Source organism: Sphingomonas koreensis (assembly GCF_002797435.1).
GTDB classification, from domain to species: Bacteria; Pseudomonadota; Alphaproteobacteria; order Sphingomonadales; family Sphingomonadaceae; genus Sphingomonas; species Sphingomonas koreensis.
In genome coordinates, this window is record NZ_PGEN01000001.1 from 2065383 (window position 1) to 2077006 (window position 11624).

Here is an 11624-nt window from a genome sequence, read left to right on the forward strand (position 1 = left end):
GACATAACGTCAAAATCGAGCGCCTTTGTCAAAGACCCCCGGATAGAAGGCGGTGACAACGCTTACCGAGTACCTCCCATGACCGTTCTTGCTTCCCGGCCGGCGCCCGCGCGCGTCGATGTCCTCGCCCTGCTGACGCTGCTCGCCGCGATGGTCTCGGTCGCGGCAGGCGCGTCCTTCGCCAAGACCTTGTTCCCCTCGGTCGGGCCGGAGGGGGCGACGACGCTGCGTCTCATCATCGGCGCGCTCATCCTCTCGGCGATCTTCCGCCCCTGGCGGCTCGACTGGCGCGGCGGCTGGCGCTCGCTCGCCGGATACGGCCTCGTCCTCGGGCTGATGAACCTGACCTTCTACAAGTCGCTCACCTTCATCCCGCTCGGCATCGCCATCGCGATCGAATTCATCGGGCCGCTGTCCGTCGCGGTGCTGACCTCGCGGCGCAAGTCCGACCTCGTCTGGATCGGCTTCGCCGTGGCGGGCCTGCTCCTCCTGCTCCCGCTCTGGGGCGGCACGGCTCAGCTCGACTGGCGCGGCATCGCCCTCGCGCTGATCGCCGGCGCCTGCTGGGCGGGCTATATCCTGCTCGGCAAGCGCGCGGGCGAGGAGCATGGCGCGGGCGCCGTGGCCGGCGGCATGATCGTCGCCGCATTCGTCGCCGCCCCCGTCGGCATCGCCCATGCCGGTACCGCGCTGCTCCGGCCGGAGATCCTGATGCTCGGCGTCGCGGTCGGCATCGCGTCGAGCGCGATCCCCTTCGCGCTCGAGATGGTCGCGCTCCGCCGCCTCCCCTCGAACACCTTCAGCACGATGATCAGCGCCGAGCCCGCGATCGGCGCGATGGTCGGCGTCCTGCTGCTCGGCGAGCATCTCTCGCCGCTCCAGTGGTTCGCGATCCTGCTGGTCGTCTTCGCCTCGGTCGGGGCGGCGCTCGGCAGCAAGACGCCGGCGGTGCAGGAACCCGCGCCGCTATGATGGCACCGCACGCCGATCGGGTGTAGCAGCGCAGTCCTATCCTGCGCGGAACCGCCCAGAGAGGACCAGCCATGTACCGTCCCCCCGCCTTTCGCGAGGATCGTCCCGAGCTTCTCCACGCCGCGATCCGCGCGCACCCGCTGGCGACGCTGGTCACCCACGGACCGTCCGGGCTCGCCGCCAACCTCGTGCCGTTCACGCTCGTGCCCGGCGAGGACGGCCCGGACCTGCTCCGCGCCCATCTCGCCAAGGCGAACCCGCAGCTTGCCGACCTGCGCGCCGGCGGAGAGGCGCTGGTGATCTTCCAGGGCCCGCAGGCCTATGTCTCGCCGTCCTGGTATCCGTCGAAACAGGAACATGGAAAGGTCGTGCCGACCTGGAACTACATCCTCGTCCAGGCGCATGGCCGGCCGCGGGTGACCGACGATTCGGACTGGCTCCGCGCCCAGATCGACGCGCTGACCACGCTTCAGGAGGCCGGCCGCGACGATCCCTGGGCCGTCGCCGACGCTCCCGACGACTATGTCGCCGCGCAGCTCAGGGGCATCGCCGGCGTCGAGATCGCGGTCGAGCGGATCGAGGGGAAGTGGAAGACCAGCCAGAACCAGCCCGCCGCCAACCGCGACGGCGTCATCGCCGGGTTGCGCGATCTCGACCCCGGCTCGGCGATGGCCGCGGCGATGGCACGCCAGTAGCAGGCTCGCCACGCCGCCTGCACATGTGGAACTTTCCTACCGCCCGCCGCCTGTGCCATGGCCGGTGGATGCACATGTCCACCCTTTCTCCGGCCACCTCGTCGTCTTCGTGTCGCGCACCGGTCGCGAACCCGTCGCTTGCCTGTCGCGCGGATGTCGTGCCGTCGTCGCGTCGCGGTCGCGTCACTGTCGCGCCCGGGTCGCGCAGGTGTCGCGTAGGTGTCGCGTCACGGTCGCGAACCCGTCGCGTCGCGGTCGCTTCGGCCGGAGAACCACGCATATCCATGAACTTTGCCACCCATGGCGGTGCACGATGATTCCCCGCATCCTCATCATCGCCGGTTCGGACTCGGGCGGCGGCGCGGGCATTCAGGCGGACATCAAGACCGTGACCATGCTCGGCGGGCACGCGATGACCGCGATCGCCGCGATCACCGCGCAGAACACGCTGGGCGTCACCGCCGTCCACCCGGTCCCGGTCGACATGGTCCTCGCCCAGATCGATGCGGTGGTCAGCGACATCGGCGTCGACGCGGTGAAGATCGGCATGATCGGCTCGGCCGACATCGCCAACGCGGTCGCCCACCGGCTCGAAGCCTTGCCCGGCGTCCCGGTCGTGTTCGATCCGGTGATGATCGCGACCAGCGGCTCGATCCTCGCCGATGCCGATACGATCGCCGCGTTCGAGCGGCTGATGCGGCTCGCGGCGGTCGTCACGCCCAATCTGCCCGAGCTCGAAGCGCTGGGCGGCCGCGATGCCGTACTCGGCCATGGCTGTCACCTCGCCGAGAAGGGCGGCCATGCCGAGGGCGAGTGCGTCCACGACCAGCTCTTCGCCCCTGGCGGCGCGCGGGTGGCCGAGACGGTCGAGCCGCGCTTCGACACCCTCCACACCCACGGCACCGGTTGCAGCTTCGCCAGTGCGCTCGCCACCGGGCTTGGCGCCGGACTGCCCGTCGCCCAGGCCTTCACCCGCGCCGTCCGCTATGTCCGCGCCGCGATCCGCCACGCCCCCGGCCTCGGTGCCGGCCACGGCCCGATCGGCCATGCGCTCGGCAGCGTCCCGTTCGACCGGCTCGACCCCGATGCCTGACCTCCTCTACGAAACCCGCCACGGCATCCATGGCCCCGTCGCCGGGGTGGATGAGGCCGGGCGCGGCCCGCTCGCCGGCCCGGTGGTCGCCGCCGCGGTGATCCTCGATCCCGCCTGCGTGCCGCCGGGCATCGACGATTCGAAGGCGCTCACCGCGGCGAAGCGCGCCGCGCTGCACGACGCGATCCTCGGCTGCGCGCGCGTGGGGCTGGGCATCTGCACCGTCGAGGAGATCGACCGGCTCAACATCTTCTGGGCGACGATGCTGGCGATGACCCGCGCGGTCGCCGCGCTCGACGTCGCGCCGGGCTTCGTGCTGGTCGACGGCAATCGCTGCCCCGACTGGGACCATCGATCCGAAGCGGTGGTCGGCGGCGATGCCCTCTGCCTGTCGATCGCCGCCGCCTCGATCGTCGCCAAGCAGCATCGCGACGCGCTGATGATCGAGCTCGACGCGATGCACCCCGGCTATGGCTGGGCCAGCAACAAGGGCTACGCCGCGAAAGTCCATCAGCAGGCGTTGCGCACCCTCGGCCCGACCCCGCATCACCGCCGCAGCTTCGCCCCGGTCGCACAGGCGGAACTCGATTTCGGCCCGGCAGTGCGCGCTCTTTGACATGACGGAAAAGGCCCGCCGCCATGCAAGGGCATGACGACGGGCCTCCTTTCCTCCCCAGGAAACTTGTTCGTTCGCTTGCGTGCGCCTTGCGGCGCACTGCGGCACCGGCCCGCTCCCCCACCCGGCCACCCAGCGGTAGCATGATATGGGTGGCCGGGTGGGGAGCGGGCTGGTGCCGCGATCCGGCGATAGCCGGATCCAGCAACCTACGCCGCGAACTGGTTCATCGTGTTGTGGACGCCGCCCGCCTTCAGCGCGGCCTCGCCCGCGAAATACTCCTTGTGGTCGTCGCCGATGTCGGACCCGCTCATATTCTGGTGCTTCACGCACGCGATGCCCTGGCGGATCTCCTCGCGCTGCACGCCCTTGACGTAGCCGAGCATCGCCTCGTCGCCGAAATAGGCCTTGGCGAGGTTGTCGGTGCTCAGCGCCGCGGTGTGATAGGTCGGCAGCGTGATCAGGTGATGGAAGATGCCGGCGCGCGCCGCGGCGTCCTTCTGGAAGGTGCGGATCTTCTCGTCCGCTTCCACCGCCAGATCGGTGCCGTCATAATCGACGCTCATCAGCTTCGCCCGGTCGTACGCCGACACGTCCTTGCCCGCCGCTTCCCACGCATCGAACACCTGCTGACGGAAGTTGAGCGTCCAGTTGAAGCTCGGCGAGTTGTTATAGACCAGCTTGGCGTTCGGGATCACCTCGCGGATGCGATCGACCATCGACGCGATCTGCTCGATATGCGGCTTCTCGGTCTCGATCCACAACAGGTCGGCGCCATGCTGCAGGCTGGTGATGCAGTCGAGCACGCAGCGGTCGGCCCCGGTCCCCTCGCGGAACTGGAACAGGTTGCTGGGCAGCCGCTTGGGCCGCATCAGCTTGCCGTCGCGTTCGATCACGACGTCGCCACGCAGCGTCGCGGGATCGGTCACCTCCTCGCAATCGAGGAAGGCGTTGTACTGGTCGCCCAGATCGCCCTTCTCCTTCGAGTACGCGATCTGCTTGGTCAGCCCCGCGCCCAGCGAATCGGTGCGCGTGACGATGATCCCGTCATCGACGCCCAGCTCGAGGAACGCGTAGCGGCAGGCGCGGACCTTGGCGAGGAAGTCCTCGTGCGGCACGGTGACCTTGCCGTCCTGGTGCCCGCACTGCTTCTCGTCGCTGACCTGGTTCTCGATCTGCAGCGCGCAGGCGCCGGCCTCGATCATCTTCTTGGCGAGCAGATAGGTGGCCTCGGCATTGCCGAAGCCCGCATCGATGTCGGCGATGATCGGCACGACATGCGTCTCGAAATTGTCGATCGCATTCTGGATGCGCGCCGCCTCGACCTCGTTGCCGCCCTCGCGCGCCTTGTCGAGGTCGCGGAACAGCCCGCCCAGCTCGCGCGCATCGGCCTGCTTCAAGAAGGTGTAGAGCTCCTCGATCAGCGCCGGGACGCTGGTCTTCTCGTGCATCGACTGGTCGGGCAGCGGCCCGAAATCGCTGCGCAGCGCCGCGACCATCCAACCCGACAGATAGAGATACCGCCCCTTGGTGGTGCCGAAATGCTTCTTGATCGAGATCAGCTTCTGCTGCGCGATGAAGCCGTGCCAGCAGCCGAGCGACTGGGTGTAGGCGGACGGATCGGCATCATAGGCCGCCATGTCGCGGCGCATGATGCCCGCGGTGTATTTGGCGATGTCGAGGCCGGTCTTGAACCGGTTCTGCAACCGCATCCGCGCGACCGATTCAGCATCGATGCCGTTCCAGCGGCCATTCTCGGCGGCGATGGGCGCGTTGGCCCGGGCGATTTCGTCTTGATAGGTCATTGGACACCTCGTTCGATTTGAGGTGCGTCTATTCATCTTTACACATGAGATGCCTGAAAAACCGTGACATCACGAGGTGAAGGGGTCGCCTGATATCACCAAAGTGATGTAGCTTTGTAAATTCATGACAAAAAGCGCCACTCAGTTCGACGCAAATTGAGTCCTGTGCGCCACACCCCACCCCTAGGGCCTGTGGATAAGTTTCAGACTCAACATCTGGGCCAGTCTCGAAATGTTCCACCAAGTTAACGGAATCCCAAGAAATTCCGTTAACTAATGTTCGCTTGACGGAGTCCGTGCTTTCATGGCGTTTCGCCCCCTCAACAGGGGTATGGAGTAGTTAATGGGGGTCATCGAGAAGGTCGCGCCAGCGCGCCAGCGCGAACGGGCAGAGGTCCGCACCCGTAGCTGGGTCGACGTCCTGCCGCTCGACACGATCATCCAGCAGGACTGTATCGAGGCGATGCGCGCGATGCCCGCCGCGTCGATCGACATGATCTTCGCTGATCCGCCATACAATCTCCAGCTCGGCGGCGATCTCAATCGCCCCGACGGCAGCTTCGTCGATGCAGTCACCGACGAATGGGACAAGTTCGATTCGCTCAATGCCTATGATGCGTTCACCCGCGCCTGGCTGGCGGAGGCGCGCCGCATCCTCAAGCCCAACGGCACGATCTGGGTGATCGGCAGCTACCACAATATCTTCAAGGTCGGCTCGGCGATCCAGGATCTCGGCTTCTGGATTCTCAACGACATCATCTGGCGCAAGGCCAACCCGATGCCCAATTTCAAGGGCACGCGCTTTACCAACGCGCATGAGACGCTGATCTGGGCGTCGATGGGCGAGAAGGCGAAATACACCTTCAACTATCGCAGCATGAAGACGCTCAACGACGAGCTTCAGATGCGCAGCGACTGGGAATTCCCGATCTGCGGCGGGCAGGAGCGCCTGAAGAAGAACGGCGTCAAGGTCCACCCGACACAGAAGCCCGAGGCTTTGCTCTATCGCGTGATGCTCGCCTGCACCAAGCCGGGCGATGTCATCCTCGATCCCTTTTTCGGCACCGGCACGACCGGCGCGGTGGCCAAGCGTCTGCGCCGTCACTGGATCGGCATCGATCGCGAGGGCACCTATATCGAAGCGGCGCAGGAGCGGATCGACGCAGCGCTGCCGCTCGACGAGAGCGCGGTCACCACGATGATGGCCCCGCGCCAGGCGCCGCGCGTCGCCTTCGGCACGCTGATCGAGACCGGCTATCTGAAGCCGGGCACCGTGCTGAGCGACACCAAGCGCCGCTGGCGCGCGGTGGTGAAGGCGGATGGCTCGCTGCTCACCGATTGCGGCACCGCGGGATCGATCCACAAGGTCGGCGCGACGCTTCAGGGCGCGCCCTCCTGCAACGGCTGGACCTTCTGGCACTATGAAGCGGAGAACGGCCTCAAGCCGATCGACGCGCTGCGCCAGACCTATCTGCTCGCAACCCAGCCCTGATCCTCAGCCGTCACCCCGGGCTTGTTCCGGGAGCCACGGTGCCACAGAACCATGTCCGTGCGGTTCTTGCCGCACCGTGGACCCCGGCACGGAGGCCGGGGTGACGGAGAAACCGTGACCCTCGACCTCCCTCGCAACGCCCGCCTCTATCTCCGGCCCGTCCAGTTCGCCGATTCGCCGATCGAGCGCGATGGCGAGGTCGCGCGGCTCGCAGGCGGGCTCGTCTGGTTCTCGGCCTGGGAGCTGATCGCGGTCGAGAACGGACGGCGCATCCTCCAGCGCACGATCCCGATCGCCGACCTGCCCGATGACGAAGGACTCCACGCGCTCGCCGCGCGCATCACCGCGCCGCGCGTGCCGCTCACGCTCGGCGAGCGCGTGCTGCGTTTCGACCAGCCCCAGGTCATGGGCATCCTCAATCTGACCCCTGACAGCTTCTCGGACGGCGGCAAGCACAGCGACGATCCCGAAGCCGCCGCGGCCGCCGGCGTGGGTATGGCCGCCGAGGGCGCGACGCTGATCGACGTCGGCGGCGAATCCACCCGGCCGGGCGCGAAGGAGGTGTGGGAGGGCGACGAGATCAAGCGCGTCGTCCCGGTGATCGAACGGCTCGCACGCAGCGGCACGCTGGTCTCGGCGGACACGCGCAAGGCCGGGGTGATGGAAGCCGCGCTCGCCGCCGGCGCGCATATCGTCAACGATGTGTCGGCGTTGCTGTGGGACGACCGCGCGCTCGATATCGTCGTGCGCGCGCAATGCCCGGTTGTGCTGATGCATGCCGGCGACCCGAAGCAGGGGGCGGACGGTGGGCACGGCTATGGCGACCCGCTGATCGAGGTCTATGACTGGCTGGAAAGGCGGATCGACGCGGTGGTCGCGGCGGGCGTCGATCGGGCGCGGATCATCGCCGATCCGGGCATCGGCTTCGGCAAGACGCTGTCGCACAATCTTGCGCTGCTCAACGGCCTCGCGCTGTTCCACGGGCTCGGCGTGCCGTTGTTGCTGGGTGCCAGCCGCAAGCGGATCATCGGCGCCCTCTCCAACGAAGCGCCCGCCGACCAGCGGCTCGGCGGCTCGCTGGCGCTGGCGCTCAAAGGCGCCGAGCTTGGCGTACAGCTGCTGCGCGTCCATGACGTGCCGGAAACGGTTCAGGCATTGCGCGTGTGGCGCGGGATGCGCGACGCAGCGCTGGTAGGGCGTTAGATACCCGGTCGGCGGCGCCGCTTCAGGAAGCTGAAAAATCAGCCCAGCGGGTCGGGCCGGGTACGCTGCTCGACATAGGTGCGCTGCACCGCGAACGGGCTGACGCGCGCCTCGCGGAACCGGTCACGGCGGCGATCCGCCTCGGCGCCGATCTTCTCCAGACTCTCGACCAGATCCTCGAGGTTGCGGCGGCGCTCGGTGCCGGTCGCATCGCGGCTTTCGTTGAGGCAGGCCGCGACCAGATCAGGCACGCGGCGGCGCACGACATTGGCCCAGTCCACGGCATCGGCAGCGAGCGGCTCGGCGTCGGCGATCGCAATCAGCCGCGCACAGCTGGTGCGTGCCGCGGCGATCCGGCTAACCGCCCAGTCCGCCTCGCCGGCAGCCGCGGCCCATGCCGCTTCGAGCGGATCGGCGGGCCGCACCTGCTTCATCCGCTTGAGCTTGGCGCCGGCCAGACGCTGGTGCAGCTTGCGCGCGCCGAAGAACAGGGCAAGCCCTGCCGCGCCAACCGCGAACAGCGTGACGGCGATGAAGGCCAATGCCGCCAGTGCGGCGACCACGAGCAGGAATCGAAGCATCGTCGGCACTATATGGGAAGCCGCCGGGGTTTCGCCAGATATGGCGTGCCGCCGCCGGAACAATCCATCGTTTCGTGCGATTGACGACGACAGGTCGTCAGGAGAGGAGCCATGCGCGAAGCCTATGACCGTTATTCGAACGTATCGATCCTGATCCACTGGACTGTGGCCGCACTCGTGGTCGTCAACCTCGTGATCGCCATCACGATGCCCAACGATCGTGACCTGTTCTCATGGTACAAGTCGATCAACATCGCCGTGCTGTTGCTCACCATCGTGTGGATCGGCTGGCGTCTCGTCCATCCGTGGCCGCGCTTTCCCGATAGCGTACCGGGCTGGGAACGCGCCTTGGCGCGCGGTGTGTATCTCGCCTTCTATCTGATGATGCTGGCCGTGCCCCTGCTCGGCTGGGCGACGATGTCGGCGGGCGGCGGCACGGGCGAGGTGTTCGGCGGCATCCAGTGGTTCGATCTTCCGGTCGCCAAATCGCCCGAACTGCGCGCGAATCTGGCAGCGATCCACGAGATGGCCGTCTACGTCCTCGTGCTGCTGATCTTCATCCACGTCTGCGGCGCGCTGAAGCACCAGTTCTTCGACGAGGATGTGGTGTTCCACCGCATGCTTCCGAGCCTGCGGCAAAGCCATATGGACGACGAGATCTGAGCGTGCGGCGGCTACAGCGTATAGCCGCCATCGCTGAGCAAGACCGTACCCGTGGTCAGCGCGCTGTGCTCGCCGAGCAGGAAGGCGATTTGCGCGGCAACCTCGTCGGCCTTGGCATATCGGCCGAGCGGGGTGGCGATCCGCGCCATCTCGGCGAAGGCGGCATCGTGGCCGATCTCCGCCGCGCGCTGCGCGAACATCGGCACCGCGTCCCAGACCGGGGTCTCGACGCCGGCGGGCGCGATTGCGTTGACCCGGATCCCATCCGCCGCGCCCTCCTTGGCCGCGACCTTGGCAAGATGAATCAGCGCCGCCTTTGCGCAGCCATAGGCGGCAACGCCGGGTTCGGCCTTCACGCCGGCCGCTGACGCCGTCAGGACGATACTCCCGCCGCGTCCCTTCATTGCTCGCATCGCTGCCCGCAGTGTCAGGAACGCGCCGTCGAGATTGACCGAAAGGATATAGCGCCACTGATCGAAATCGTGATCGGCGATGGCCGAGGCACCGGCGACGCCGGCATTGATCACGGCATGGTCGAGTTGTCCCAGCTCGGCTTCGACCGCATCCCATAGCGCCTCGTCGCGCACATCACCGAAACATAGACTGGTCTCGCACGGGGGAAGCACCAGCCGCTCCAGCGAGTCGCCATCCCGATCGACCAGGATCAGGCGTTTCGCGCCCTGCGACGCCAGATGTTCGGCAGTCGCGCGGCCAATGCCCGATGCCGCACCGGTGATCAGCGCGGTCTTTCCCTTGAACGAAGCCATGCCTGACCTTAGCCGTTCGTATCGCGCGAGTCAGGCCGCGTTCTGGTCGATCCCGAGTTCACCGAGCTTGCGATAGAGCGTCGAGCGGCCGATGCCGAGGCGGCGCGCCACCTCGGTCATCCGCCCACGATAATGGCCGATGGCGAGCCGGATCACATCCGCCTCGATCTCGTCGAGCGCGCGCAGATTGCCGTCGGCCCGGAACAATGTGATCCCGGCTCCCGATGCCGCGCCGCCATGCGCCATCCCGCCCGCCGCCGGCCGGCCTTCCGAAAGCTGGGCGATCTGCGGAAAATCGGCTCGGGTCAGCGCGTCGCCGTCGCACAGCACCGCGGCGCGGAACAGCGCGTTCTGAAGTTGGCGGACATTGCCAGGCCAGTCATAGCCGGCGAGCAGCGAGATCGCGTCGTCGGTGATGCCGAGCGGGCGCAGACCCGGCTGTTCGGCGATCCGCGCGAGCAGATGGCGGGCGAGCGGCGCGATGTCGCCTGCCCGCTCGCGCAGCGGCGGGATCGTCACCTGCACCACGTTGAGGCGATAGTAGAGATCCTCGCGGAAGCGGCCTTCCTCGACCTCGGTCAGCAGCGTCTTGTTGGTCGCCGCGATCACCCGGACATCCACCTCGCTGACGTGCCGCGCGCCGATCGGGTGCACTTCGCCGGATTGCAGCACGCGCAGCAACTTGACCTGCGCCTCCAGCGGCATCTCGCCGATCTCGTCGAGCAGGATGGTGCCGCCATCGGCTTCCTGGAAGCGGCCGATTTTGCGTTCGAAGGCGCCCGTGAACGCGCCCTTTTCGTGGCCGAACAGTTCGGATTCGACAAGATTCGCCGGGATCGCACCGCAATTCACGCGCACCACCGGCTTGGCATGGCGCGGAGAGGCGGCGTGAATCGCCTCGGCCACCACTTCCTTGCCGACGCCGCTCTCGCCCTCGATCAGCACCGGCACCCGCGCGCGCGCCGCCTTGGCCGCGATGGCGAGGGCCGCACGGAATTGCGGCGCCGAGCCGACGATCTCGTCGAACGCGAGGTTCACGCCCATCTTCTCGGTCAGCGGGCGCAGCTCCCCCGAAACCTTGGCGCCGACCGCGGTGTCGAGCGCGGCGAGCAGCCGTTCGGGCGCGAGCGGCTTGACCAGGAAATCGGTCGCGCCCGCACGCATCGCACTGACTGCAGCTGCGACCGAGCCATTGGCGGTGAGCAGCAGGATCGGAAGCATCGGCCGGTTGGCGCGCAATTCGGCGATCAGCCCCGCCGCGTCGAAATCGGGCGCCCAGTGATCGAGCACGATCGCATCCAATGCCATGCCGTCGGGCGTACCCAGCGTCGCGAGCGCAGTCTCGCCGTCGCTCGCGCACACGGTACGCCAGCCGCGGCGCGCGGCGATCGCCGTCACCAGCCGCCGCTGGGCCGGTTCGTCGTCGATCAGCATCAGGAGGCGCTGGCTGTTGCGCGTCATCTTCTGTCCCTGTTGTCCCTAAATCGGTCACTCGGGATAATCGGGTTGGGTAAAGACCGGCTTAAGGCTGCCCAAGCGCGCGGGACTTGAGGGGCGGGGATACGCCGTCTAATGAAGCTGCCAACAACGCGTCAGAGGGGAAGCTACGCATGGCACACAGCGCCGACATGAAGGCACATGAAAACACCTATGGTGGGTTCATGCGGATGATGAAGATCGGCACCATCGTCACCGTGATCATCGCCGCATTCGTCGTCTGGCTGATCGCTTCCTGAA

At 67.2% G+C, this 11624-nt stretch carries 12 protein-coding genes; 8 read left to right on the forward strand and 4 right to left on the reverse strand.

Going from position 1 to position 11624, the window contains the following annotated elements; translation table 11 throughout:
• Window positions 1-78: 78 nt before the first annotated feature.
• From BDW16_RS09665 to BDW16_RS09680, 4 genes are all read left to right on the forward strand, one after another.
• Window positions 79-972 (forward strand): EamA family transporter, encoded by an 894-nt coding sequence (locus tag BDW16_RS09665; RefSeq protein WP_066579029.1) that lies wholly within the window; start codon window positions 79-81, stop codon window positions 970-972.
• Between the two features lie 71 nt (window positions 973-1043).
• Window positions 1044-1667, forward strand: coding sequence for an FMN-binding negative transcriptional regulator (locus BDW16_RS09670; protein WP_066579032.1), 624 nt, complete (start codon window positions 1044-1046; stop codon window positions 1665-1667).
• 313 nt (window positions 1668-1980) lie between these two features.
• Window positions 1981-2760 carry a bifunctional hydroxymethylpyrimidine kinase/phosphomethylpyrimidine kinase gene (thiD, locus tag BDW16_RS09675; RefSeq protein WP_066579035.1) on the forward strand — a complete coding sequence of 260 codons (780 nt, stop codon included), beginning with the start codon at window positions 1981-1983 and terminating at the stop codon, window positions 2758-2760.
• A complete protein-coding gene (locus tag BDW16_RS09680) occupies window positions 2753-3376 on the forward strand; it encodes a ribonuclease HII (RefSeq protein WP_066579133.1) in 624 nt (207 codons plus the stop codon). Before thiD ends, BDW16_RS09680 begins: the two co-directional genes overlap by 8 nt.
• Before the next feature lie 209 nt (window positions 3377-3585).
• Here BDW16_RS09680 and BDW16_RS09685 read toward each other — a convergent pair whose 3' ends face one another.
• Entirely contained in the window at window positions 3586-5181 is a 1596-nt protein-coding gene (locus BDW16_RS09685; RefSeq protein ID WP_066579039.1) for an isocitrate lyase, read from the reverse strand.
• Window positions 5182-5524: 343 nt separating this feature from the next.
• Here BDW16_RS09685 and BDW16_RS09690 point away from each other — a divergent pair, with 343 nt between their 5' ends.
• On the forward strand, window positions 5525-6673 hold the full coding sequence (locus BDW16_RS09690; RefSeq protein WP_066579042.1) for a site-specific DNA-methyltransferase: 1149 nt from the start codon (window positions 5525-5527) through the stop codon (window positions 6671-6673).
• 114 nt (window positions 6674-6787) lie between these two features.
• Window positions 6788-7876, forward strand: a complete 1089-nt coding sequence (gene folP, locus BDW16_RS09695) for a dihydropteroate synthase (protein WP_066579046.1) — start codon at window positions 6788-6790, stop codon at window positions 7874-7876.
• A gap of 38 nt (window positions 7877-7914) precedes the next feature.
• Here the strand turns inward: folP and BDW16_RS09700 are convergent, their stop codons facing one another.
• Entirely contained in the window at window positions 7915-8457 is a 543-nt protein-coding gene (locus BDW16_RS09700) for a hypothetical protein (protein WP_066579049.1), read from the reverse strand.
• Window positions 8458-8568: 111 nt separating this feature from the next.
• On the opposite strand from BDW16_RS09700, the gene BDW16_RS09705 reads away from it, so the two are divergent.
• Entirely contained in the window at window positions 8569-9120 is a 552-nt protein-coding gene (locus BDW16_RS09705; protein ID WP_066579053.1) for a cytochrome b, read from the forward strand.
• 11 nt (window positions 9121-9131) lie between these two features.
• On the opposite strand, the gene BDW16_RS09710 is transcribed toward BDW16_RS09705, so the two are convergent.
• Together BDW16_RS09710 and BDW16_RS09715 are read right to left on the reverse strand one after the other, a co-directional pair.
• The gene (locus BDW16_RS09710) at window positions 9132-9887 is read right to left on the reverse strand and encodes an SDR family NAD(P)-dependent oxidoreductase (RefSeq protein WP_066579057.1); all 756 of its coding nucleotides are present in this window, start codon (window positions 9885-9887) and stop codon (window positions 9132-9134) included.
• A gap of 30 nt (window positions 9888-9917) precedes the next feature.
• Window positions 9918-11348: a sigma-54-dependent transcriptional regulator gene (locus tag BDW16_RS09715; protein ID WP_066579060.1), complete on the reverse strand. Its 1431-nt coding sequence runs from the start codon at window positions 11346-11348 to the stop codon at window positions 9918-9920.
• 86 nt (window positions 11349-11434) lie between these two features.
• Here BDW16_RS09715 and BDW16_RS09720 point away from each other — a divergent pair, with 86 nt between their 5' ends.
• On the forward strand, window positions 11435-11623 hold the full coding sequence (locus tag BDW16_RS09720; RefSeq protein WP_255265771.1) for an aa3-type cytochrome c oxidase subunit IV: 189 nt from the start codon (window positions 11435-11437) through the stop codon (window positions 11621-11623).
• Window position 11624: the final 1 nt, after the last annotated feature.